Source organism: Neobacillus sp. SuZ13 (assembly GCF_030123365.1).
Taxonomy (GTDB): domain Bacteria; phylum Bacillota; class Bacilli; order Bacillales; family Cytobacillaceae; genus Neobacillus.
Genome location: NZ_CP126107.1, coordinates 263,386 through 288,942 on the forward strand (window position 1 = coordinate 263,386; position 25,557 = coordinate 288,942).

A 25,557-nucleotide genomic window follows, 5' to 3' on the forward strand; every position below is an offset into this window, starting at 1 on the left:
CATTAATAGTGCAAGCATGGTTCTGTGGAGGAGGGAAAGTACAATTTACCGCAAGGTAGAAAGGCTCCGGAATAGGTTGAATGGATTAGAATCGGGATTTAGAAGTAATATCGATTACCTATTAAGAATGTTGTCTAATGTCATTTACTAATCCAAAAGATGTAAAATAAAAAAATATTAGAGTAATAAATTGACAGTTTGGGAAAGTATTGTCATAATACAAAGTAATTTGATAGGAATACTCTTATTAAGAGCGGTGGAGGGAATTAGCCCAATGAAACCCGGCAACCTCCTTACTGAATGGACAGTATGGAAATGGTGCTAAATCTAACAGCGAACGCTGAAAGATGAGAGGAATCGGATTTATTCGAAAAGCCTTCTGTTCTTTCACGAGTTCAGAAGACTTTTTTTACTGCCTCTTAAGAGTTCCAGTCAAAACCATATAGGGAGGAATTCATTTGAAAAGAAAATTTTTAGTAAGCTCATTACTTGTGACAGGACTGACGCTGTCATCCATCTTGCCTGTTTCATATGCACATGATGAATTAGGTGACATTAATATTGAGAAGGGTCAGCGTAATCTGGATGAAATCCGTTCTGTACCTGTCACAGAAGGAAGCAAAAATGTGAAGTATCTACATGAGACTGCTGCGGTTCCATTAAAAGAAATCAGAGATGGCGTGCAAAACAGAACTGCTGACGTCTATGCCCATAAAGGGTTTGCCTACACAGGTACCCATACGGCGAATGGTGGAAACGGCGGGGTGCGTGTCTTCGATCTGAAAGATCCATCCAACCCGAAAGAAGTGGCTGTGTTTGCTCATAATGATATCCCTGGCACTTGGCAGGAAAAAGTCATCGTCAAAACCGTTAATACAAAAGATTTTCAAGGAGATCTAGCAGTTGTTTCTGTTCAGCAGCTTGATGTGAAGAATCCGGATTCTAAGGGTGGATTCCTCCTGTATGACGTAACAAATCCATACGAACCTAAGAAGTTAGGATTCTATGAAGTGACGAAGAAAACAAAAGGAACACATGAATTATATTTAACTACGCAAGGAAATCGAGTACTTGTCCTAGCTGCAAACCCGTATGCGGATTACTATTCTCATGGCCTAGAGAAGGACTTCCAGCTTGTTGATGTCACGAACCCTTCTGAACCGAAAAAACTTTATGAGTTTGATCCGCGATCACTACCGGAAGTGAGCGAGGATTTTGACGGTTACAATTGGAACGCTCCAGATGGCAAGAAGCGTCCGGTATTCAACCATAGCGCATATGCAGATGAAACGGGGAAAACGGCATTTCTTTCATTTTGGGATTTAGGAACAATCATCCTCGATATCTCTGATCCTGAAAATGTGAAATATGAAGGAAGAACAACGTTTGCCTCTAATCAACAAGGCTCTGCACACTCGGTTGCACTTGCAAAAGGCGGCACGGTACTCGTGGAGACAAGAGAGGTTTACGCACCGATTAAACTAGGCTACGAAAAATCATACGGATATACACGACTCTTTGATATCAAGGATAAAAACGATCCGAAATTATTAAGTGAATTCAAAACAGACCTTACAGAAAATATCTCAGAAGACCCTAGCAAACAGGTTACGTTTGCTAAGACTGTTCATGATCCGAAAGTACAAGGAAACACATTGTATCTTTCGCATTATGCGGGAGGAATAAGAGCAGTCGATATCTCGAACCCAAGTGAACCTGTACAAATCGGGAAATATGTTCCTGCAGATGCCTACATATGGGGAGTGTTTGTAGATCAAAACTACGTACTTGCCTCTGATATGGGGAGTGGGCTAAAAGTTTTACAGAAGAAAAATTAAAATGAAGCTTAGTTGAACCAAAAAAACTAATCATAAGATCATCGGAAAACCGAAGGCTCCAGCTCCTACTTACCGTAGAAGATGGGGCTTTTATTTTATAAAAAAATGGTAAATATTTGAGAAGTCCTTGTGGTAGAAGTTCACAGAGAGACCCTTAAAGGGAGCGAAATTATTTATAACTGCTCTCTTGTTAGACAGCTATGCTAAATTTGTGTCCAAGAAATAAATTTAAAACAATCATTCTTATCAAGAGAGTCAGAAGTAAAGGTCGATAAAGGGGTGTATTAAAATGGGAAACATCATACGTTAAGTTATCGAGCAAAGAAAGCATGACTTAATCAGTAAACTAATGGATCAAGGCATCTATAAAAAGAACGACCAACAATTGTTTCAACTTACATTAAAAGAGTTCGAATAGGAAGTTGGACGTTCAATAGGGTTAATACGGATATTGAAGATAATATCTTAATTATTTAGGAGACAATTTCTAAATATCCCCTTTAAGTAAGGAGGGATATTCTACCCTAATAACTAAAAAGAATTGTTTACATGAAAAAAATTCTCCAAATAAGGGTGCATTTCTTCAGGAAGGAAAGGAAGGTTTGTAAAACAAACCTAAACCCCGCTAACAATTTAAAGGAAAGGGAACTTGTACATTACAGATGAATTTGACAATGTAAACCCAGATGAAGTGAACAAAAATTTAGGGGAAACGACAGGTACGAGCAGTACGCCACCGAAAACAGACAATGTACCAGCAAACGAAACGGTAAGTAGTAATGAAGATGTTAGTAAGGTGGATACCAATCATAATGGAAGTGTTACGATCGCTGAAGCCAAAGCTGCTGGCTTTAAAATGCCAATTACGCGTGACTCATGGCTCTATAAATATATGGACGATCGGGATGGTGATGGACTAGTAGGTGAGTAAACAAATCGGCTATATACACATATAACACAAAAATGAAGAAAGGCTGCTATTTTTGGCGGCTTTTTTCTTGTTGTTCTAACGGTGCAGGTTAGCTCGAGAAGGTACGTTATAAAATTTTAGGTAATTTATGGTCTAAAAGGAATTCCCTCTTTTATAGTTGAATTAATATGTATTAGATACATTTAAATGAAAGGAATGAAGTTACTGATACAAATAATTATCCTAGGGAGGAAATAAAGATGTTAGCGAAAATAAAAATAGGTAAATTGAAAACGGAAAATAAGAATCCAAATATACCGTCTTACTTGAATGCCCAAACGGTGATCAATTATCTATAGAATTTGATCATTCTTTAGAAATGGGCGGGTATATGCCTATAAAAGTTCATTGCAATGGAATAAGTAAAGGTGCAAAACTTGCCTGGTATACTCGACATGTTGAGAAGATCACAGTCGATGTTTTTTTAGAGACTATTGCAAGTGAAATAGATAAGAAATATAACTTATAAAATGCAAGAATAATTGAATGGGTATCCTTATTGGATCAGCTCTTTTTTTATGAAAATGGCTCTGTGAAATAAAGGATATTAATGACTTTAGACCAATATTGTTTTTTTGATACATATTGAAGGGGTGTATGAGTGTGGAAGATATAATTAATGCAATAAACCATTGGATACAAGCATTACCAAAGAAATACAACTCTATGTCTGATACAGAAATATCAAATCGCCCATTACCAAATAAATGGTCTAAAAAAGAGATATTAGGACATCTTTGTGACTCTGCAATAAATAATATTGATAGGTTTGTAAAAATTCAATATACGGAACAACCTTATGTCATCCAATCGTATAATCAAGAACAATGGGTCGCAGTGCAGAATTATCAAGAAAGACCACTTGATGAAATACTGACTCTTTTTCAAATCCTTAATAAGCAAGTGATAAATATCATTATGAATATTCCTGCCGAGAAATTAACCTATCTTTGTGATATTGGGAATACCCAAAAAACATTACAATGGCTTATACATGACTACCTTAACCATATGGAGCATCATATTAACAAGCAAATCTTAATTAAAGGAAACGACTAAATCTTAATTTAATTGAACTAACGGGGCATTACTGGGAGCTACAGTAATGCTTTTTTCTTCTTCAAGTAACGAACAGGATAGTTAAAAAAATTTTTCTCTTCAGAGAACGAAAAAACCCAATTTCCTCAATTTTTTAAATGGGAAATTGGGTTTATAGAATTTTGGAATTACCTTAGCTCAAGTACGGTTTCTTAATGATAGGCATCCTATATATATTACTTAGATAGTAAAAATGATTTTTCCAATTGCTTTTCTTGAAGTAAGACGTGAAAAAGCCTGACTCCATTGTTCTAGAGGGAACGTTGAATCAATCACTGGTCGAATTTTTCCTTCCTCAGCTAACTGAATTATATGTTGAAGTGCTGATTGAATAACCTCTTCTGGGATAGCGTAAATGCTGAATCCAATAAGCTTTGTCGCTTTCGCTAAAAGATCCATTAGATTAATTGTTGTTTCCATACCAGCTGCATACCCAATACTTACAACACGACCAGCTTCTGCTAAGGAATGAAGGAGCAGATTTGTTCCATTACCGCCCACTGGATCAAGTGCTAAATTGATACCCCGACCATTTGTCGCACGAGTAATGCCTTGGACAATTCCTTCTTGTGAGAGATTAATAATCGCTTCTGGTTGAGCCGTTGAAGCTTGTTTTGCTTTTTCATTCGATGATACTATAGCAATTGGTTTAGAACCTAATGCTTTGGCAAGTTGAAGTGCTGCATAGCCAACCGATCCTGTTGCTCCTGCTACTGCAACCCATTCATCTTTTTGGATTTCACCAGAGTAGGTTAATGCTAAATAAGCAGTTAAATAAGCAACAGATAAAGCAGCTCCTTCTTCAAAGCTAAAGTTCTTTGGAAGGGGAACTAGTTGGTTTTCAGGTACAACCATCAGCTCTTGGTGTGTACCGTTTTTGCTCACACCAAGCACTCCACCTTGAATAATTACTTTTGATCCTTTAGGAAACTTTGATGAATATTCTACAACTCCTGCCCCTTCATTTCCGAGAACAAGTGGAGGATTTTTAGCAAATGGTAGATGACCTGATTTAACTGTTAAATCAAGAGGATTTAACGCAGCAGCATATACCCTAACTAAAGCTTCCCCTTGATTGGGTGTTGGTTTGTCTCTTGTTTCAAGTACGATTTCAGCTTTTTCTCCAAATTTTTCAACAACTAGAGCTTTCATTTTATCAATGCCTCTCCCTATTTCATAAGTTTAATGATGTTTAATTGGATACATTGTTATCCATGTGACACACGATATTAATATTCATAATCAACTTGCTAAAAACTGATGTAGGTTTGCTAAAGTGATTATAATGTATAATAATTTTTAATATAAGTACGCACTATAAAGTGGCATAGTACCCATTAGGAAACTATTGATGAAAACAATTAAGTAATGGAGAAAAGATCAATATATGAACATAAAAAAAACTGATCCAGTAGAAGCTACCTTAGAATTAATAGGGGGAAAGTGGAAGCCGTTAATCATTTGGCGACTAACGGATAAAACTATGAGATTCAATGAATTAAAAAAATCGCTTCCAAACGTTACGCAAAAAATGTTAACTGAACAACTACGTGAAATGGAATCTCATGGACTTATTCATCGAAAGGTTTATGCTCAAGTACCTCCTAAAGTAGAATATTCACTTACAGAACTAGGAGAGAGTCTAGTGCCCTTTCTAGAATTCATGTGTCAATGGGGAACTAATTATCTTAAATATGTGAAGAATAAAGCAGAAAGTTAAAAGTATGGCTATATTGATTACTGATAATTCTCGATTATGCCAATGACAATATTTACCTTAATAATTTAAAGTTGCTGCGGCCCCCTTTTTATTATGAACGCAAAGATTGTGAAACAATGTACTTAAACAAACGGGTGCGTTAGGTGAAGAAGGATTGTCTACTCAAAAACGTTGATTTTAAGCCTTTTCTTATACACCGTTTCTTTCTATTTTATATGAAAATGAATGGGCGGCATGATGTAATTAGTGCTTAAAAACCTAGTTATATCAACGTTTTGACCGGTAGACGGACAAATTTGTCCGCATAAAGTACAAAAATAAAAAACAACTTTTGCGAGAAGACCTTTCGACATTTTGTTAAACTGTTGGGAGGTCTTTTCTTTTATATGAAAAGTAGCCTAGAAGTGTATCAAAAGTGTACGAAAATGGACCGTTTTTAATCGGTCCGGCAAGCGTTATCGATCTGCAAATTATTGTCCGGTGACAGGTCCGCTTAAGGTTTGATACGATTTTTTTAAATCATACATAGGAGTTGTACAGCATGTCGGAAGTAACGAAGTAAATGGCGATTAAAGAAAGATTTTGGTGTTTCATCGAAACAAAATAGCCGGATTTGGTGAGTATTCATTGAATGAATTAAGGAATATCACCAGTTAGTGATGGAATTACTTATGGAACATACTCACCGCAAAACCTGCAGCATAAGCGAGCTTTACGAAAGTGGATAATGCACCGTAACAGCAACCACCTAATAAAACAATAAATGAGTATTGCCAAGTTTTCATTGTCACTTCCCCTTTCAATCTATTAAAAACTATGATGTATCCATTAATTGGTTTTGAAATCCTCTGTTACTTTTCTAAATAAAAAAGCCACATAGCATAGAGATTCCTCTAGAAAAATCCAAAAACAAATAGATTTTAGTATACAAACTACTTTTATTACTAAACCAAATAGATAATGAATGTAACGTTCTTGTTGGAACTTATTCTGCAAAAAGAAGGACGCTGTGGATTTTTTTCTAAAAAGAACGTTTGACTGGGGGCATAAATAATATCCTTTGCTTTCTTTAACATTGAATTTACATTTTCTTAATGTGGGATTAATGTGGGATTAACATTGTGGGATTATGATTAAACCGTAACAAACAGCAAACAACGTTATAAATTCCACATTGAGGAGAGATACTTTTTATGAATGGAAAGAAGTGGTTCAAGTCGATTCGAGCTGTGATGTTGGGAATAAGTGTACTAGGATTAGCCGCATGTGCAGATACAAAGGAACCGGTTGCATCAAGTATTAAGGATCCCAACTCGTTAACCATGAAAGAAATCGAAACAAAGGCCAAAAAAGAAGGGGAAGTCAATAGTACCGGTATGCCTGATTCATGGGCCAACTGGGGAGAAACATGGGATGAAGTAATGAAAAAATACACATTGAAACACAATGATACAGATTTATCGAGTGCTGAAGAGATTGCTAAAATGGAATCGGAAAAAGAGAATGCTACCGCGGATATCGGTGATGTAGGGATGTCCTTTGGACCGGTTGCTGAACAAAAGGGATTAACACTACCATATAAAACTTCCTATTGGGATGAAGTGCCGGACTGGGCAAAGGATGATAACGGGGACTGGGTTGTCGGCTACCAAGGAACCATTGCCTTCTTAACAAATAAAGAATTAGTGAAAAATCCGCCAAAATCATGGGATGACATCCTAAAAGGAAACTACAAAGTAACCGTTGGAGATGTGCAGCGTGGAACACAGAACCAAATGGCCGTTCTTGCAGCCGCTATCGCTTACGGTGGCGATGAAAAAAATCTTCAACCGGGAATTGCCTTTTTTACGAAGCTTGCGAAGCAAGGACGTCTTAGCTTAACAGATGCCAAGCCTGCTAACATCGAAAAAGGGGAAGTAGAAGTGGCCCTTGTTTGGGATTTCAATGCCCTTGGTTATGCAGAACAAATCAATCGTGATCAATTCGATGTTACCATTCCGAAAGAAGGTTCAGTCGTAAGCGGCTATACCACGATTATTAACAAATATGCGAAGCATCCTTATGCCGCAATGGCCGCTAGGGAATATATCTTAAGTGACGAGGGACAAATTAACCTGGCTAAAGGATATGCCCGTCCTATCCGTGATAACGTAAAGCTCCCTAAAGAAGTAGCGGATAAAATGGTACCAAAAGATGAGTACAAGAATGCCAAACCAATCAAAGATTTCAAAGCTTGGGAAGAAACGGCTAAAACCCTTCCGCAGCTTTGGCAGGAAGAGGTGTTAGTCCATGTCAAATAAAGTAATAGCTATTGTTGTGGATGGGATGAGATACGATAAAGCCTGTGAGGCTCTTGGATATATTCAACATCTGGTAGAAACCAATCAGGCGGCACTATACAAGATTAAATCGGAGCTTCCTAGTCTTTCCCGTCCATTATATGAAGTGTTGCTTACTGGTACACCGGCATCGATGAACGGCATTACCTCGAATCAAGCTGTGCAGCTTTCCACCGAGAAAAGTCTCTTTCATCTGACGAAGGAGAACGGGTTAAGGAACGGAGCAGTAGCCTATTACTGGGTAAGTGAACTGTATAATCGCGCTCCATTTGTGTTTGTTGAAGACCGCGAGCAAGAGGATTCTTCTAAGCCGATTCAATACGGGAAATTTTATTGGGATGATGATTATCCAGACAGCCATGTGTTAATGGATGCGGAAGCTTTGCGCCGAAAGCATGACCCACATTTTTTATATATTCATCCGCTTGGTGTTGACGTAAAAGGGGAAGCTTTTGGTTCGGAATCCAAAGAATACCGTGAACAAATCTTAAAGATGGGAAGCTTGCTCGCACAGCTTTTGCCAATTTGGATGAACGAAGGCTACCATATTTTGATAACATCCGATCATGGCATGAGTGAATATGGGAATCACGGCGGCATAACGGATGGTGAGCGTGATGTACCGCTATTTATCATCAGTCCAAAAGTAGAGAATGGGGTCCACAATGAGGTCGTTCCACAATTGGCTTTTGCCCCGCTAGTTTGTGAACTGTTAGAGATCGTACCATCCGATAAAATGATCAACTATTCATTGCCAGGACTTAAGAGAAAAGTGAACGTTTAAATTTCCGAAAAAAGACTGCTGGGAATTGGTTTTACGATTTGGCTGTGTAAAGGTTATTTACCCATGTTGATTGGAGCAGAAATCAACAGGTAAGTATAACACAGCCTCCGATTTATAACCAATTCCCCTATTATAAGTGAAAATAGAGGAGAGAGAGGCCTTGCGAAAAATAAACAAACAAAAATTTTACTTATTAGCTCTCTTACTGCCATTTATTTTGTTTGTGATTGGGTTTGAAATCGGCCCATTAGTGGCCATGCTGAAGGATAGTTTTCATGCAGACGATGGAATTCAAGTTACGATTCAGCAATATGTAACGATTTTAAAAAGTAAATTTTACTTGCAATCGATTCAAAATAGCCTTGTCATTTCGTTGGTTTCTGCTGTCATTTCTGTGATCATCGCGGTGATCGCCGCCTATTCATTTACAAAGTTTTCGCAAAAAATCCAAAATCGCTTACTGATGATTGCCAATATGACTTCCAATTTTGAAGGCATTCCGCTTTCCTTTTCCTATATTATTTTACTTGGAAACAATGGATTGTTCACGCTGCTTTTTTCAAAGATGGGTTTAGATGTATTTGCAGGCTTTAATTTATATTCTTGGACAGGTCTCATTCTCGTCTATATTTATTTTCAAATTCCGCTCGCAGTTATGCTGATTTATCCATCGTATCATGGAATTAAAGAGCACTGGAAGGAAGCTTCATCTTTATTAGGCGGAACCAAAGTATCATTTTGGCTTCACATCGGGATTCCGGTTTTGCTTCCAAGCATTGCCGGTACCTTCAGTATTTTGTTTGCGAATGCGATGGGCGCTTATGCGACCGCCTATGCATTGGTCGGAAGCAACTATAATTTATTATCATTGCAAATTGCCTCTTTAGTCTCGAGTGACGTGACCTTAAAGCCGCAGCTAGGCAGTGCGATGGGCGTTCTTCTAGCTTCGACCATGATCGGGGCGATGTGGTTCAATAATCGAATGATGCGCCGCATTAGGAGGGATTTACGATGAAAACTTCACTGAGCTTTCATAAAGTAGTCGTTGGTTTACTTGTGATTTATTTATTAATCCCGCTGGCAGGATCGTTTTTATTCTCGATCGCCGGCAAATGGGATCACACCATTCTGCCTGAGAGTTTTACGATGAAATGGTATATCGAATTATTTCAAGATGAACGGTTTTACAGTGCACTGCAGCATACGTTGTTTTTAATTGTTGTAACGGTTGGTCTTAGTGTGGTGATTATGCTTCCAACTATATTTATCATTACCGTCTATTTCAGCAAATGGGAAGGATGGCTCCAAGCAGCCGCTATGCTTCCTTATGGAATCCCTCCGATTGTTGGGGCTGTGGGCTTGATCAGGGTCTATTCAAATGGACCGCTTCAAATTACCGGAACACCGTGGATTTTGGTTGGTGCTTATTTCATCACGATATTACCATTTATGTATCAAGGTATTCGTAACAGCCTTCGGACGGTGAATGCGGTCCAGCTTGTCGATGCAGCTGAATTACTGGGCGCTACCAAATTTCAGGCGTTGCGCACCGTCGTGTTTCCGAACATTATCTCTGGTATTTTGGTGTCTACCCTATTATCTGTCGCGCTGTTATTTAGTGAATTTGCGTTTGCGAATTTGCTTGTCGGAGGCCGATTTGAGACGATTCAAATTTATCTTGCTGACAAATTAAACAGCAGCGGTCACTTAACAAGTGCCATTGTGATTACGTATTACTCAATCATTTTACTGTTAACGGGAACGGTATTAAAACTTACGTTTAAAAAAGAAAAAGTTCCTGGCTTTTCTTCGAAAAAACGATCTGTATTATTTTTAAATAAACCATACCGTCAAAAAAATACAGCTTTAGAAGGTGATAATTCATGAGTTATGTAACGATTGATCAAGTGACGAAGGGCTATCATCAACAAGTCGTGTTAGAAAATATTTCGTTGACCTTAAAAAAGGGAGAATTTGCGACCCTTCTTGGACAAAGCGGATGCGGAAAAAGTACCTTATTGCGATCGATCGCCGGACTTGAAGACGTAGATTCAGGAACTATCTTCATTGATGGGAAGGATATCACTCATGTATCTCCGCGTCAGCGTGAAGTCGGTATGGTGTTTCAGTCCTATGCACTGTTCCCGAATATGAATGTTTTTGATAATATCGCCTACGGCCTTAAAATGAAGAAGGCAAAAAATATCAAATCAAGAGTAACGAAGATGATTGAACTCGTCGATTTAGTTGGAAAAGAGCAATCTTATCCACATCAATTATCTGGCGGTCAACAACAAAGGGTCGCTCTTGCCCGTGCGCTTGTCATGGAACCAAAAGTACTGCTTTTGGATGAGCCGTTAAGTGCATTGGATGCGAAAATCAGAAAAAACTTGCAAAAGGAATTAAAAAGGATCCAGAAAGAATTAGACATCACCACGATTTTTGTGACCCATGATCAGGAAGAAGCGATGACGATGTCGGACCGGATTTTTGTCATGAATAAAGGAAAAATTGTTCAGTCCGGTTCTCCAGTAGAAATTTATACTTCTCCAGTCAATACCTTTGTGGCGAAATTTATCGGAAATTACAATGTTTTGAGTATGGAAGTTTTCCACCAACTTGTTCACAGCACAGAGCTGAACGGGAAGGAAGTAGCCATTCGTCCGGAAGTTTTACAAATTGTTCCAGCTGATGAGGATCAGATGAGTGTACAATCGAACTGGGGAATTAAAGGGTTCGTAAAAGATGTTTCAATGACAGGTAATGTCCTGAGATATGAAGTAGAAACTGAAGGGGCAGCTTTACTTGTCGACGACCTTCATCACAAGGGGAAAATGCTTGAACAAGGGGAGCAGGTTCAGATTTTTGTACCGAAAAAAGAATGCATTATTTTATGATCTGGAGGAAGTCAAATGTCCGTTTTGCCAGAAGAACGAAAAAATGAAATTTTAAAAGAATTGAATAGAGAGGGAAAAGTAAAAGTCATCGACTTAGTGGAGCAGTTTCAGGTTTCGGAGGAAACAATCCGCCGTGACTTGATGCTTTTAGAGGAAAAAGGACTTTTAAAGAGGGTTTACGGCGGAGCGATTAAATCGGTTTTTCCATTTGAGGAGCCCCCATTCGCACATCGTACAACCGTGAACCAAGAAGCGAAAGTGAAGATAGGGAAAAAAGCAGTAGAACTTATTTCTAACGGTGATGTCATTGCCATTGATGTAGGGACCACCATGCTTGAATTTGCGAAATGTATTCAGGATAAAAAGGATATTACCATCATCACCAATTCACTTCCTGTTTCATCTGTATTGACCGAATCGCTCAATCAAAATAAGTTTACAGGCCAAATTTTATTACTAGGCGGACTATTGGATCCGAAGCAGCAGTCAATTAGCGGCAGTTTTACTGAACAGACCTTAGAACAATTTAATATTAATAAAGCGTTTATTTCTGCTGGCGGTGTTTCGATTCAAAATGGGGTTAGTAATTATCATTTGCATGAAACATTGGTTTCACGCAAGATGGTCGAGGTATCCAAGCAAGTAATCTTGTTAACCGATTCTTCTAAAATGGATGTTGATACTTTTTGTAAAGTTTGTCCTCTCAAAAAAGTAGATGTGTTTGTTTGTGAGCAAGCAATGCCAGAGGCATGGAAGAATCATCCACAATTAGGAAAACTCAATTGGATTCAGGCATAGTCGATTAAGTACAGGAAATATAGGGATGACAAGAGGGGGTTCTCTCTTTTTTTATTGGATTTATTAAAAAATGAGAAAAGGAGTTTCAAACTTATGAGCTTCATTTCGATTGATTTGGATGGGACATTATTAAACGGCGAGAATGAAATTAGTGAAGAAAATAAAAAGGCGATTCAATATGCCAAGGGCCGAGGTATTGAGGTCATTATTTCAACAGGTCGTGCTTATTTCGATGTTCAGACAATTTGTAAAAAAGCCGGGATTTCTCCCTATATCATCGGGACAAATGGTGCAACCACTCATTCGAAAGACGGAAAGGTTATTTCCTCTATTCCGATATCGAAAGAGCGAGTCGAATCCATTCTAAAGTGGCTGAATGAACGGGATTTTTATTATGAAGTGTTTACCGACAAAGCCATTTATACGCTAGAGAAGAGGAGAGAATATTTTTATCAAGAGATTCAGCGTATGAAAAGCACGGATTTATATAAAGAGACTGCAACAGAAGCGGAAAGACAATTGGATCAGTTTGGATATGTTCTTGTTGAAAACTATCCTGACATCCTAAAACAGGAGGAAGAAGTTTTTAATATTGTAGCCTGTTCTTTTGATCAAAAGAAACTAGCCGAAGCCTGGGACCGATTCAATATGATTGGTGAGTTAGGGGTAGTTTCATCGGCTGAACATAACATTGAAATTACGAATATTAGTGCTTCAAAGGGAAATGCCCTTGAAAAAATGGCGATTTTGATGAATGTGTCCTTAGAAAAATCTATGGCCATCGGAGATAGCAACAATGATTTATCCATGTTCCGGAAAGTTGGATACAGTGTAGCGATGGGAAATGCAAAAGATGACATTAAAGCTGTTTGTACCACAACAACCCTTAAAAATGATGACGATGGGGTGGCTCACGCGATTTATCAATTTATGGAGAACTACGTTCTTCAAAAATAAGTGTCATGTGTTGAAGGAGAGAACAATATGGCATGGATTTATATTTTAATAGCAGGATTGTTGGAAATTTGCTGGGTGATCGGTCTTAAATATTCACATGGATTTACCATTCTAATCCCCAGCATCATAACAGTAGTTATCATACTCTTTAGTTTCTTTTTGCTTTCAAAAGCGTTACATTCTATTCCCATAGGAACGGGTTACGCTATTTTTACTGGATTTGGAACGGTCGGTACAATCTCAGTCGGGATGCTTTTTTGGGGAGAGACTATTAATCTATCGAAAATATTTTTTGTGACGTTAATGATTGCAGGGATCATTGGATTAAAAATAAGCCCAGCAGGACCTAAAACAGCAAAGAAAATGAATATTGGGGGATGATTCAATGGCTTGGTTTTTTCTTGTTATCGCCGGCTTTGCCGAGATTGGCAGTGTGATTAGCATGAAACGAGCAGACGGGTTTAATAAATGGCTTCCTACCATAATTTGTTTAATTTGTGGGAGTTTAAGCTTTTATTTTCTTTCATTAGCTGTAACTTCCCTTCCATTGGGGACTGCCTATGCAATATGGACGGGTATGGGCACTGTTGGAGGTGTTTTAGCCGGTATGTTCTTCTTTCATGAGCCTAAAAGTCTGCGATCAACTTTTTGGATAATGTGTATTATTGCAGGGGCTGTAGGTGTTAACATAACATCTGGACAGTAACCTTATGGGGGATAAAAGCGATGAAAACGATTCAAGATTGGATAAACGAATATCCTTTAATAAACGAGTTAGTGGCTTTAAAGGAATTATTTTGGTCAAATCCTAAAAAGGAAGATTTCAAAACAGGATTAAAAAAACTTCCACTGAATGGGAATGATGTAAAAGATGCAGAGGAACGGTTAAAGCGGTTTGCTCCGTATATTGCAAAAGTTTTTCCAGAAACTAGTAAGCTGGGTGGAATCATTGAATCTCCTCTTGTCCTTATCCAGGCAATGCGTGAAAAGCGGTCGGACATGTATGGGACTCCATTAGAAGGGAGATTTTTGCTGAAATGTGACAGCCACCTTCCGATTTCAGGTTCGATTTAAGCGAGAGGCGGCATCTACGAAGTATTAAAACATGCAGAAACATTAGCGATTCAACATGGTTTATTGTCGGTAAAGGATGATTATTCGATCCTTGATAGTGAGACATTCCGAAACTTCTTTTCTGATTACTCCATTGCTGTAGGATCTACAGGAAACTTAGGATTAAGTATTGGCATCATGAGTGCCCAATTAGGTTTTAACGTAACGGTTCACATGTCTGCAGATGCAAAGAAATGGAAGAAGGATCTGCTCAGAAGCAAAGGAGTCACGGTCATTGAATATAAGGAAGATTACAGCAAGGCGGTCGAAGAGGGAAGAAAACAAACTCTAAGTCAACCAAATTGTTACTTCATTGATGACGAGAACTCTCGTGATCTGTTTTTAGGCTATGCAGTCGCAGCCAATCGACTAAAAAAACAATTAGAAGATTTAAGCGTAACAGTAGATGAAAACCATCCCCTTTTTGTTTACCTTCCATGCGGAGTAGGTGGCGGACCGGGAGGAGTGGCATTTGGCTTAAAACTTCTGTATCAAGATCGAGTCCATTGCTTTTTTGCCGAGCCAACCCACTCACCATGTATGTTACTTGGTTTAGTCACAGGGCTACATGATCAAATTTCAGTCCAGGATGTTGGAATTGACAATGTGACAGCGGCAGATGGGCTTGCGGTTGGACGGCCATCCCGATTCGTTGGTCAAACGATTGAGCCATTATTAAGTGGAAGCTATACGGTAAGCGACCAAGAATTATTTAAACTATTAAAAGCAATGGCTGATACAGAAAACATTCAATTGGAGCCTTCTGCATTGGCGGGTGCGATTGGACCTGTTAAATTATCAACGGAGAAAGACGGAAAATCCTACATTCACCAACAGCACTTAACAGAGCACATGAAAAACGCCGTCCACACTCATCTGGGCGACAGGGGTAGTATGGTTCCTAAAGAAATAATGGAGGAATATTTGAGTGCCTGTCACTCTGACGAAGAATAATAGGTTTTTACAGGGAAACACAGTTAAACAAAAGGGTCAGACTCCTACGATTAAGTAGTAGAGGTCCGACTCTTTTTTAATGGTTTTTAACCTAGTTTTTTTGATTTAGAAAGTTGCACACCGAACAAGGTACTGTAAAGTGTTTGAAGAAATTCACCCTTTCACTAACCTATTAGTATTGGCTCCTCCTACGCCTAATACCATGATAGCCACACATGCTATCCCCTCTGGTAACTACTATAGCCCATCATTGTTTCTTATCTATGTCCTAAATGTAATAAGCCTGTTAATGTTACGTTAAGTAATGATGAAGAACATTATAGCTTATTTCAATATATTTCCATCAATTGGGACGTACGGATTAGCCTATTAGTTTTATATTTTTATCATCCATCTCTCTGCCAAAAGTAAAAAACAGTCATAATTAAGAAAAAATATTACACAGTCTCTTCTGCGATTTAGACGTTCATTTTGTAGCCGGCGGGCATTAGGAGCTCCACTTAATTACCATTGCATAAAAAGAGGAGTTAATCGTATGAACCTATTTAACCTCCTTCAGTTAGATCAACCTGAACCATTTTTGTTCTTGGATGTTTAGGAGGTTTTCGCCTTCACAAAATTGAAACACTTTTTCGCCTTTAACACCATTACAATAAAGGAAAGTCATATAAGTTAAAGGGAGCCATTTCTAATGAAGTTAAAATTAAACCTCCCCCTCCGTTATAAAATCACGTTTCTAGTATGTGGGGTAAGTATTCTATGTTTATTAGTTACTAATTATTTTATACAGAGAAATTTTCAGCAAACAATCATCGCGAATATAGGAGAGAAAGCAAAGGTGGTATCTAAAACAGCTGCACTTTCTCCTGTTTTTGTCGATGGACTAAGCGGGAAAGTAAGTGACCCAACTATCCAGCAATATGCGGAGAAAATGCGGAAGGCAGCCAATGTTCCCTTCCTTGTTGTTTTAGATATGAATGGAATCAGAAAGTCCCACCCCCTGCCAAGTAAAATAGGCAAGAAATATGCAGGCGGTGATGCAGGGGAAGTCTTTAAAGGTCATGAACATATGTCAATTGCCAAGGGGACATTAGGAAAATCGTTACGATATTTTACTCCAGTCTACAGCCGGGACGGCAAGCAAATAGGAGCCATTTTGGTAGGTGTTTTAGTAGACGATGTGGAGCGACAAGTCGCGAAGAGTACAAGAGTGATCCTTTTCAGTATGCTATTAGGAATTATCGTTGGTTTAATTAGTGCGATCGTTTTAGCAAATAAAGTGAAGAAAATATTATTTGGAATGGAACCGGCAGAAATAGCCCATCAACTCGAGCAAAGGAGTGCAATTTTGGAGTATGCCCGTGAAGGGATTATCGCAGTTGATCAATCCTTAAGAATCACGCTCCTCAACATGGAGGCTTCCAGATTAATAAAGTTAATGGGAATTTATAACGATCCAATTGGAATGGAAATAGGACAGGTGATGCCTCAGTTTCAGTTGTCCTCATTGATAAGCGGCGGAGAAAAATTACTTGATAAAGAATACTCGTTTCGGGGTCTTGTCATTGTTGCCAACATTGTGCCCATATACGTAAATAAGCAAATCACTGGAGCTGTAGCCACTTTTCGTGACAAAACAGAAATCAAACAATTGGCTGAACAGCTTACAGGAGCAAGAGAATATGCGGAGGCACTAAGGGCACAAACGCATGAATTCATGAATAAGCTCCATGTCATCCAAGGATTGGTCACAATGAAAATTTATGATAAGTTGACTGATTACGTAAAACAAATCTCTCACTCTTTTCAAACTGAGGTTGGCTATTTATCGAAACGAATCAAAGACCCTGTTATTGCAGGATTTATCATTGGTAAAGCCAGTTACGCGAGGGAAAACGGAGCACAGCTTAAGGTCACAGAAAATAGCTATATTCCAAAACCAAATAATAATGATGTTATACAAGATTTAGTCACCATCCTAGGAAACCTAATTGATAATGCAATCGATTCCTTACAGGGCTGCAAAGAGAAAAAGGTGGAGGTAGAGGTGTGTCCGGATGAAAACAATCAACTCTCCATCATAGTTTCTGACACAGGAATGGGAATAAATAGGGAAATTCAAGAGCAGGTACTTGAAAAAGGTTTTTCCACAAAGGGAGATAACCGAGGAATAGGACTTTATTTGGTCTTTGAAACAATTAAGAAGTTAAATGGAAAAATGACGATTTCATCCGAACACCAACAGGGAACGACAATTCATATAACGATTTCATTGGAGGGAAAGGAGCAGGAGTTATGATTAAAACGGTTATAGTGGAAGATGATCCGATGGTAGCCGAAATCAATCGCCGTTATTTAGAACAAATCGAGGGATTTGAGCTTGTTGGAATGGCTGGAACTATAGAAGCTGCCCTATTTATCCTGGAAAAGAAAGAAGTTGACCTGCTTCTGCTGGATATTCATATGCCGGGCGAAAATGGCTGGGATTTAATGTCTAAAATCCGCGGCTTAGGAAGCGAAATGGACGTTATCGTTATTACTGCATCTTGCGACAAGGAAAGCATCAAGAAAGGGCTCCGATATGGCGCAGTAGACTATTTAATTAAACCGTTTGAGTTTGAGAGATTCCAGTCTGCGCTAATTACCTATCAAAAGGAACAAAGGGTGATGGATGACCAGGATCAGCTTAATCAAATGGATTTAGACCACTTATTACTTCATAAAGAACAATTGGTTTCAGAGGCATATGAGCTACCAAAAGGGCTGACGAAAGATACACTTTGCAGAGTATGGAAACAGGTCATCAAAATGGGCAGGGACGCTTGCTCTACAGAGGAGCTTGCTAGTAAAACTGGCATATCCAGAGTTTCAATGAGAAAATATGTCCATTTTCTGGCGGACATTCAGGTCCTGGAAACGGAAATTGAATATGGTGCGGTTGGTCGTCCTGTGTATATACACAGGATGACAAATGATGCCGGAAAAATGATGGCAGCCCGGCCGCTTAGTGAAAAATGTTTAAAGTGCAATGAAAAGTGCGCATCATATGAATAAAAATTCCAAAGCAGTGTCTCCCTTTCGAATGGAGGTACTGCTTTTTTACATTTATGAGATGACGTTAATAACTTTAGTTACAAAAGTTTTTAATAACTTCCATAAACTATAAACGGTCTGCCGAATCTATTATTCTTGAATTACAGATATAAGAAATATATTGGCGACGGGGGGATCAATGGTTAAAAAATTTATATCCGTACAGTTCAGCCGCTTCATTAGGAAACTTCTAATCTTGGATTAGCAGTTATTTTATTAAAGTACTTTGTGAAATATTTCACAAAAGTGAACATTTTGTGAACAAAGCAATTCAAACCTAAAAGGAGTTGATATGATGGCTATTCCTATTTCGAAATTACAGCAGCAACAGAAAAAAATTCAAGTAAAAGAAAAGCTTCCTACAGAGGTAAAACTAGTTCCATTATTAATAACCGTCGCAATTGGAGCGATTATTTGGTTCATTCATCCGCCTCATGGCTTGTCAGCCCAAGCATGGCACTTGCTGGCGATATTCGTGGCTACGATTGTCGGCTTAATCATCAAGCCACTGCCAATGGGAAGTGTTTCGATTTTGGCCTTAATGGCGACCGTCCTAACACAGACACTTACGATTGAGCAGTCACTTAGCGGATTTCAAAATACAACGATTTGGTTAATTGTTATTGCGTTTTTCATTTCACGAGGATTTATTAAAACAGGCTTAGGCACAAGGGTTGCTTATATGTTTGTGAAAAAGTTCGGGAAAAGAACACTTGGATTATCGTATTCGCTAATTGCCAGCGACTTGATTTTATCACCGGCGATGCCATCGAACACCGCTCGTGCAGGCGGCATCCTTCTTCCAATCATCCGCTCTCTATCCGAGGCCTATGGTTCAAAGGTAGGAGACGGAACGGAAAGAAAGGTGGGAGCATTTTTAACTAAGGTTGCTTTCCAAGGTGACATGATCACCTCAGCCATGTTCCTAACTGCGATGGCGGCCAACCCTTTGGCAGCCCAAATTGCCGGAGATATTACAGGAAAACACATCAGCTGGATGGGCTGGGCAACAGCAGCCATCGTCCCAGGTCTGCTTAGCTTAATTTTAATCCCTTATGTGATTTATAAGTTATATCCGCCAGAAATTAAAGAAACACCACAAGCAATGCAAATGGCAGCAAACAAATTAAAAGATATGGGTCCATTGAAAAAAGAAGAGTACTACATGATCGGGGTATTCCTCTTGATCTTAGCGCTTTGGATTTTTGGCACCAACTTAAACATCAGCGCAACTACAACAGCTTTTATTGGTTTAGGAGCACTGCTCGTTACACAAGTCCTTTCTTGGTCGGATATTAAAAAAGAAGAAGGAGCTTGGGATACGTTAATTTGGTTCTCTGTCCTTGTTATGATGGCAAGTTTCCTAAACGAATTAGGATTAATTCCATGGTTTAGTAAAACCATGCAAGGTGCCGTACACGGTATGCCGTGGATGTGGACATTAATTATTCTGTCTGTTGTCTATTTTTACTCTCATTATTTCTTTGCCAGCAACACCGCCCACGTAAGTGCGATGTACTCTGCTTTCCTTGCGGTATTGGTTGCAGCTGGAGCACCGCCGGTTGTGTCGGCTTTAGTGTTAGGTGTATTTAGTAACTTATTTGGCTGTATAACTCATTATAGCTGCGGGCCGGCACCGGTATTTTTCGGAAGCGGGTATGTGTCCCAGAATAAATGGTGGTCGCTTGGTTTCATCATTTCCATCATTCATATTGTCGTCTGGTTAGGCGTCGGCGGCATGTGGTGGAAAGTATTAGGTCTTTGGTAAACCAGTGTTGGAGGGTGCGAAGAACATGAAATCAACTTGCTGCTTTAAAAGCTTAGAGACACGGCATTCGCTCGAGCTTTACCATGGGTCTGATGATGATTATGAATTACGGATTCCATACTTGGTCTGTACAAAATGCGGATCGATTAACCTTCAATATATTGATGGAAGCGAAGAAACAGAGGTTGCTAAGATAACAGGAGGAGAACGCAATGCGAGAAATATCAGCGAAATTAATCACCAAAATAGTAAAAGAACTTTGTATGCAAGCGGCTTGTGACCTTCCGGGGGATGTAGAAGCTCTGATTGCGGCAGGTTTAGAAAAAGAAGAATCACAGTTTGGTAAATATAGCCTAGAAAAGATTTTAAAAAATGTGAAATTAGCGCGTGCCGAGCATGCCCCTATGTGCCAGGATACCGGCATGACCGTCGTATTCGTTGAGGTTGGCCAATATGCCCGAATCGTCGATGGTGATCTAAAGGCTGCCATCAATGAAGGAGTTCGTCAGGGATATGAGGAAGGCTACCTGCGAAAGTCGGTAGTAAAAGATCCAGTGTTTGACCGCAAAAACACAGGTGATAATACGCCGGCAGTCATCCATATGGAAATTGTCCCAGGGGACAAAGTAAAGCTTGAGGTGCTTCCCAAAGGCGCAGGGAGCGAGAATATGGGAGCCGTTAAAATGTGCAAGCCAGCTGAGGGAGTAGAGGGAGTGAAAGACTTTATCGTCAACTCAATCACACAGGCTGGAGGAAACCCTTGTCCACCGGTCATTGTCGGAGTCGGCATCGGCGGCACTATGGACAAATGTACGTTACTCGCGAAAAAAGCACTGGCAAGAAAAGCAGGTGAACCGAATCCTAATCCAGCCTACGCTGAGATGGAAGCGGAGCTCTTAGAGAGGATTAACAAGCTCGGTATCGGACCTCAAGGCTTTGGCGGGAAGGTAACAGCTCTTGCTGTTCATATTGAAACGTATCCTACTCATATTGCCATGATGCCTGTCTGTGTAACATTAAACTGCCATGCAGCACGTCATAAAGAAGCCATTTTATAAGGGGGACAGAACATGACTACGATAAAAAAATTGACTACACCATTAACATATGAACAAATCAAAGATTTACGGGCAGGCGACCAAGTATCGATCACCGGTGTCATCTACTCAGCAAGAGATGCTGCTCATAAAAATATGGTTGATGCCTTGAAAGAAACTCAACCTCTTCCGATCGATGTCGAAGGACAAGTCATTTATTACGCTGGACCAACTCCTGCTAAACCGGGGAAGGTCATTGGTTCCTGCGGCCCGACGACAAGCGGGCGGATGGATGCTTTCTCGCCGCAAATGCTTGACCAGGGCTTAAAGGGCATGATTGGTAAAGGCCCTAGAAGCCAAGAAGTGATTGAATCGATGAAAAGAAACAGGGCCGTTTACTTTGCAGCCATCGGCGGTGCGGCAGCCCTGATTGCCGATACGATTAAAAAGGTAGATATTGTCGCTTATGAAGAACTAGGTCCTGAGGCAATCCGCAGGATGGAAGTGACCGATTATCCTTGCATTGTCGCCGTGGACAGTGAAGGAAACGATTTATACAAATTAGGAGTAGAGAAATATAGATTAGTAGATTAAAACATGAATCGAGGAGAAACAACCATGCTTAGCTATGATGTCGTAATTGTAGGAGCGGGTGGGGCTGGTATGATGGCAGCCCTCTCCGCCAGTGAGGACAAAAGCCTTCGCGTTGCTTGCCTTTCAAAAATTTTCCCGACACGTTCCCATACTGGAGCGGCACAGGGAGGTATTAACGCAGCAATGGGCTATCGGGATGCCCATGATTCTTCTGAAAGCCATTTTCGCGATACGGTCAAGGGCAGTGACTTTTTAGCCGACCAGGATGCGGTTGAATTTTTTACCACAAATATGCCAAAGGTCATATCTGAACTCGATTATTTCGGGGTTCCTTTTTCAAGAGATGAGAATGGCCGGATTGCCCAGAGGCCATTTGGCGGTGCCTCCAGCCCAAGGACTTGCTATTCTGCCGATAAAACTGGACACGTAATCCTGCATGCTCTTTATGAACAATGTTTGAAAAATGGCGTCCAGTTCCACAACGATTGGTACCTGTTGTCTCTTTCTGTGAACAACGGTAATTTTGAAGGAATTGTCGCAATGGATATTCGCAGCGGTGAAATCCATTCCATTCAAGCAAAATCTGTTGTGATTGCCACTGGAGGCTTTGGCCGTGTGTATTGGAGCCGAACCACAAATGCAATTAATATGACAGGTGACGGAACCGCTGCCTGCTTTAATGCAGGAATTCCACTGAAGGACCCGGAATTTGTGCAATTCCACCCAACTGGTCTAGCTTCCACGGGTGTTCTTTTATCAGAGGCTTGCCGAGGAGAAGGCGGCTATTTACTCAATAAAGAAGGCGAGCGGTTTATGGCCCGCTATGCTCCAGAAAAAATGGAGCTTGGTCCGCGTGACTTAGTGTCGAGATCGATTGAGACCGAAATTAAAGAAGGCCGCGGTTTTGGCGAAGGAATGGGATCCTATGTCTTAATGGATCTTCGCCATTTAGGAGAAAAGAAAATTATGGAGCGCCTTCCGCAAGTAAGGGAACTGGCGTTGGATTTTGAAGGTGTCGATCTGGTTAAAGAACCGGTGCCGATTCGTCCAAGCTGCCATTATACGATGGGTGGTATTCACATCAGTGACTTTAAGACTTGCAGTACACCAATCGATGGCATTCATGCCGCAGGCGAATGCTGCAGCGTCTCGATTCATGGGGCCAACCGGCTTGGAGGCAATTCCGTGGCCGATGTTGTGCTTTTTGGAAAGTACGCTGGATTAGGTGCAAAGGAAAGTGCGAAGCGTCGTTCGTTTACTTCTACTGAAAAGTTGCTGCGTGATACAGACGAATGGGTGGAGAAGTTCAACAACATCCGCCAGAAAAAAACGGGTATTAATATGTTCAAGATTCGCGATGAGCTCGCGGAAACGATGTGGAATAATGTAGGTATTTTTAGAACGGAAAGTGATATGGAAAAGGCTTATCGAAAAGTGTCCGTGCTTTTGGAAGAATATAAAGATGCTATGATTGGAGACTCATCTGAAAAGTATAATATGGCCTTTATTAATTACGTGGAAATCGGAAATATCTTGAAGTTGGCTAAAGCCATTTCCATGGGAGCGCTAAATCGTAAAGAAAGCAGGGGTTCTCATTCTCGTGCGGATTACCCGACCCGTGATGATGCTAACTTCCTTAAACATACATTAATTTATCAGGATGGGGACCAATACCGTTTGGAATATAGCCCGGTGAAAATTACGAAATATCAGCCGGAGGAGCGAAAATACTAATGTATACAAACCTATATTTTAAAATTAAGAGATTTGATGGCGAAAGAGAATGGTATCAGGATTATAAACTGCCATATGAAAAAGGAAAAACCATTTTATGGGCTTTAACCACCATTCGGGAACAGCTTGATCCAACTCTCGTGTTTACATCCGCTTGCCGCCATGCCATTTGCGGAAGCTGCGCAATCAGAATCAATGATAATGCATTTTTAGTTTGTAAAACTTCACTGGATGAGGTGCTCGAGACGTTTCAGACGAATCGGCTAGTATTTGATCCTTTAAATAACTTTGAAGTTATCAAGGACTTAGCTGTCGCTTGGGAGCCTAAAATGGAGAAAATGGAACAAGTTAAGCCATGGCTGATCCCTTCTGAGGAGGGAAGCAAGGAAGAAGGTTTTATTCAGAGTGAAGAGGACTTCCACCAGATTGCAGCCCCAACGGATTGTATCCTGTGCGGAATTTGTGCTTCTGAATGTAATCAGCTCGCAGTCAATGATGGTACGTATTTAGATCCATTTATCCTAAACCGGGCCTACCGCTTTGCCGTTGATTCAAGGGACGCTGCCCCTGAAGAACATATTATGCCGGCTTTTGAAAATGAATTATGGAAATGCCTGCACTGCATGCAATGTGTGACGAATTGTCCAAAGGGAATTCCGTTGACCGAGCAAATCTCCTATCTTCGCCAAGAAACTATTAAGATGGGGGAGGTACGAAACCAAGGTGCAAAGCATGCCTTTGCATTTCATGATGACGTTAAGAAGAAGGGCCGTTTAAATGAAGTCATGCTCCCAGTCAAAACAGACGGCTTGATCACAACTGCGATGACAAAGGTACCGTTTGCTCTAAGGATGATTCGGAAAGGAAAAATCAATCCATTCCATATACCAAAAGAGGTAGAAGGGATTAAGGGAGTCAGAGAACTTTATAAGTTTGCACAGGAGGTAAGTGAATCATGAGATACGCATTTTTCCCAGGATGTACTCTCGAGTCTGCAGCAGAAGAGTTGATGATTTCTACGAAAAAGGTGGCCTCGGCTCTAGGAATCGAATTAATTGAACTGAACGGCTGGACTTGCTGCGGCGCGAGTCATATTCAAGATGTAGATGACCTTTTGGCCACATCGATCAATGCCCGGAATATTGCTTTGGCAGAAGAACTAAAGGTAGATAAGCTTATCACCGTTTGTAATACGTGTACCTTAATGCTTCGTACGGCCAAGCTGAAAATGGATAAAAATGAAAAGATGCGTTCTCGGGTGAATGAAGGTCTTAACCGGGCGGGAATGGAGTATAAAGGAACCGTTGAAGTAACCCATTTACTTTGGGCATTAATTCAAGACTATGGTTTAGAAAATCTAAAGGCGAAGGTGAAACGGCCGTTGACCGGCTTAAAGGTGGCCAATTTTTATGGCTGTCATATCCTGATGCCGCCAAATATTATGGGGTTTGAGAACCACATGAATCCGCAGTCGATGGAAATGGTTGCTAGTGTATTGGGTGCAGAAAGTGTTGATTTTGACCAGCGTCTTGCCTGCTGTGGCTTCCATGCTGTCTTTCCGGCAGAACGAGAAGTAATGGATCTTACAGGGAAGAATTGCTTATCACCTAAGGCTCAAGGTGCCGACTGTATTGTTACCCCATGTCCTTTGTGCCAAATGCAGCTTGATGCCTATCAGCCGGATGCACAGAAAGGCTTTGGTGAAGATATTACCATGCCAATCCTTCATTTACCGCAGTTAATCGGGCTGGCTCTAGGATTCTCTCCGGAAGAGCTCGCCATTCAAAGGCATGTTGTTGACGCAATTCCAATTCTACAAGAGGTATTGGTTTAGTCAAGGTTCTAGTCCGCTAAAAGGGGGAG

24 protein-coding genes, 2 pseudogenes and 1 riboswitch are annotated in these 25,557 nt (G+C 40.1%); of the genes and pseudogenes, 24 read left to right on the plus strand and 2 right to left on the minus strand.

Annotated elements, in window-relative coordinates; translation table 11 throughout:
* Positions 1–241 precede the first annotated feature (241 nt).
* Positions 242–354, plus strand: a riboswitch (SAM riboswitch).
* A 104-nt stretch (positions 355–458) separates the two neighbouring features.
* From QNH17_RS01415 to QNH17_RS01435, 4 genes are all read left to right on the plus strand, one after another.
* Positions 459–1,838 (plus strand): LVIVD repeat-containing protein, encoded by a 1,380-nt coding sequence (locus QNH17_RS01415; protein WP_283877054.1) that lies wholly within the window; start codon positions 459–461, stop codon positions 1,836–1,838.
* A 313-nt stretch (positions 1,839–2,151) separates the two neighbouring features.
* A complete protein-coding gene (locus tag QNH17_RS01420; protein ID WP_283879402.1) occupies positions 2,152–2,256 on the plus strand; it encodes a Fur-regulated basic protein FbpA in 105 nt (34 codons plus the stop codon).
* Positions 2,257–2,487: 231 nt separating this feature from the next.
* A complete protein-coding gene (locus QNH17_RS01425; protein ID WP_349632558.1) occupies positions 2,488–2,769 on the plus strand; it encodes a hypothetical protein in 282 nt (93 codons plus the stop codon).
* A 642-nt stretch (positions 2,770–3,411) separates the two neighbouring features.
* On the plus strand, positions 3,412–3,867 hold the full coding sequence (locus tag QNH17_RS01435) for a DinB family protein (protein WP_283877055.1): 456 nt from the start codon (positions 3,412–3,414) through the stop codon (positions 3,865–3,867).
* A 219-nt stretch (positions 3,868–4,086) separates the two neighbouring features.
* Here the strand turns inward: QNH17_RS01435 and QNH17_RS01440 are convergent, their stop codons facing one another.
* Positions 4,087–5,058, minus strand: a complete 972-nt coding sequence (locus QNH17_RS01440; RefSeq protein WP_283877056.1) for a quinone oxidoreductase family protein — start codon at positions 5,056–5,058, stop codon at positions 4,087–4,089.
* Positions 5,059–5,293: 235 nt separating this feature from the next.
* Between QNH17_RS01440 and QNH17_RS01445 the strand changes: the two genes are divergently transcribed.
* Positions 5,294–5,626 (plus strand): winged helix-turn-helix transcriptional regulator, encoded by a 333-nt coding sequence (locus QNH17_RS01445; protein WP_283877057.1) that lies wholly within the window; start codon positions 5,294–5,296, stop codon positions 5,624–5,626.
* Between the two features lie 680 nt (positions 5,627–6,306).
* Here the strand turns inward: QNH17_RS01445 and QNH17_RS01450 are convergent.
* Positions 6,307–6,411: pseudogene (locus tag QNH17_RS01450) on the minus strand (EamA family transporter); the annotation flags it as partial.
* Positions 6,412–6,819: 408 nt separating this feature from the next.
* On the opposite strand from QNH17_RS01450, the gene QNH17_RS01455 reads away from it, so the two are divergent.
* The 19 genes and pseudogenes from QNH17_RS01455 (at position 6,820) to QNH17_RS01545 (ending at position 25,528) form a co-directional block, all read left to right on the plus strand.
* On the plus strand, positions 6,820–7,926 hold the full coding sequence (locus QNH17_RS01455; RefSeq protein WP_283877058.1) for an ABC transporter substrate-binding protein: 1,107 nt from the start codon (positions 6,820–6,822) through the stop codon (positions 7,924–7,926).
* Entirely contained in the window at positions 7,916–8,749 is an 834-nt protein-coding gene (locus QNH17_RS01460; RefSeq protein ID WP_283877059.1) for an alkaline phosphatase family protein, read from the plus strand. The genes QNH17_RS01455 and QNH17_RS01460 overlap by 11 nt, the downstream gene beginning before the upstream one ends.
* A gap of 160 nt (positions 8,750–8,909) precedes the next feature.
* Positions 8,910–9,764 (plus strand): ABC transporter permease, encoded by an 855-nt coding sequence (locus tag QNH17_RS01465; RefSeq protein ID WP_283877060.1) that lies wholly within the window; start codon positions 8,910–8,912, stop codon positions 9,762–9,764.
* Complete coding sequence (locus tag QNH17_RS01470; RefSeq protein ID WP_283877061.1) at positions 9,761–10,636, plus strand: ABC transporter permease; 876 nt, start codon at positions 9,761–9,763, stop codon at positions 10,634–10,636. Before QNH17_RS01465 ends, QNH17_RS01470 begins: the two co-directional genes overlap by 4 nt.
* Positions 10,633–11,646, plus strand: coding sequence for an ABC transporter ATP-binding protein (locus QNH17_RS01475; protein WP_283877063.1), 1,014 nt, complete (start codon positions 10,633–10,635; stop codon positions 11,644–11,646). The genes QNH17_RS01470 and QNH17_RS01475 overlap by 4 nt, the downstream gene beginning before the upstream one ends.
* Positions 11,647–11,661: 15 nt before the next feature.
* Positions 11,662–12,444, plus strand: coding sequence for a DeoR/GlpR family DNA-binding transcription regulator (locus QNH17_RS01480; RefSeq protein ID WP_283877064.1), 783 nt, complete (start codon positions 11,662–11,664; stop codon positions 12,442–12,444).
* Between the two features lie 93 nt (positions 12,445–12,537).
* Positions 12,538–13,401: a Cof-type HAD-IIB family hydrolase gene (locus QNH17_RS01485; protein ID WP_283877065.1), complete on the plus strand. Its 864-nt coding sequence runs from the start codon at positions 12,538–12,540 to the stop codon at positions 13,399–13,401.
* A 27-nt stretch (positions 13,402–13,428) separates the two neighbouring features.
* On the plus strand, positions 13,429–13,782 hold the full coding sequence (locus QNH17_RS01490; RefSeq protein WP_283877066.1) for a DMT family transporter: 354 nt from the start codon (positions 13,429–13,431) through the stop codon (positions 13,780–13,782).
* Between the two features lie 4 nt (positions 13,783–13,786).
* Entirely contained in the window at positions 13,787–14,107 is a 321-nt protein-coding gene (locus QNH17_RS01495; RefSeq protein ID WP_283877067.1) for a DMT family transporter, read from the plus strand.
* Between the two features lie 20 nt (positions 14,108–14,127).
* A pseudogene (gene dsdA / locus QNH17_RS01500) lies at positions 14,128–15,468 on the plus strand (D-serine ammonia-lyase).
* Between the two features lie 691 nt (positions 15,469–16,159).
* A complete protein-coding gene (gene dcuS / locus QNH17_RS01505) occupies positions 16,160–17,767 on the plus strand; it encodes a DcuS/MalK family sensor histidine kinase (protein WP_283877068.1) in 1,608 nt (535 codons plus the stop codon).
* Positions 17,764–18,522, plus strand: coding sequence for a response regulator (locus QNH17_RS01510; RefSeq protein WP_283877069.1), 759 nt, complete (start codon positions 17,764–17,766; stop codon positions 18,520–18,522). The genes dcuS and QNH17_RS01510 overlap by 4 nt, the downstream gene beginning before the upstream one ends.
* A gap of 334 nt (positions 18,523–18,856) precedes the next feature.
* The gene (locus QNH17_RS01515; RefSeq protein WP_283877070.1) at positions 18,857–20,329 is read left to right on the plus strand and encodes an anion permease; all 1,473 of its coding nucleotides are present in this window, start codon (positions 18,857–18,859) and stop codon (positions 20,327–20,329) included.
* Between the two features lie 25 nt (positions 20,330–20,354).
* Positions 20,355–20,609, plus strand: coding sequence for a hypothetical protein (locus tag QNH17_RS01520; RefSeq protein WP_283877071.1), 255 nt, complete (start codon positions 20,355–20,357; stop codon positions 20,607–20,609).
* A complete protein-coding gene (locus QNH17_RS01525; RefSeq protein ID WP_283877072.1) occupies positions 20,542–21,387 on the plus strand; it encodes a fumarate hydratase in 846 nt (281 codons plus the stop codon). The genes QNH17_RS01520 and QNH17_RS01525 overlap by 68 nt, the downstream gene beginning before the upstream one ends.
* 12 nt (positions 21,388–21,399) lie before the next feature.
* Positions 21,400–21,960 carry a Fe-S-containing hydro-lyase gene (locus QNH17_RS01530; RefSeq protein ID WP_283877073.1) on the plus strand — a complete coding sequence of 187 codons (561 nt, stop codon included), beginning with the start codon at positions 21,400–21,402 and terminating at the stop codon, positions 21,958–21,960.
* Positions 21,961–21,984: 24 nt separating this feature from the next.
* Positions 21,985–23,694 carry an FAD-binding protein gene (locus tag QNH17_RS01535; RefSeq protein WP_283877074.1) on the plus strand — a complete coding sequence of 570 codons (1,710 nt, stop codon included), beginning with the start codon at positions 21,985–21,987 and terminating at the stop codon, positions 23,692–23,694.
* Positions 23,694–24,653: a succinate dehydrogenase/fumarate reductase iron-sulfur subunit gene (locus QNH17_RS01540; RefSeq protein WP_283877075.1), complete on the plus strand. Its 960-nt coding sequence runs from the start codon at positions 23,694–23,696 to the stop codon at positions 24,651–24,653. Before QNH17_RS01535 ends, QNH17_RS01540 begins: the two co-directional genes overlap by 1 nt.
* A complete protein-coding gene (locus QNH17_RS01545; protein ID WP_283877076.1) occupies positions 24,650–25,528 on the plus strand; it encodes a CoB--CoM heterodisulfide reductase iron-sulfur subunit B family protein in 879 nt (292 codons plus the stop codon). The genes QNH17_RS01540 and QNH17_RS01545 overlap by 4 nt, the downstream gene beginning before the upstream one ends.
* The last annotated feature ends 29 nt before the right edge of the window (positions 25,529–25,557 follow it).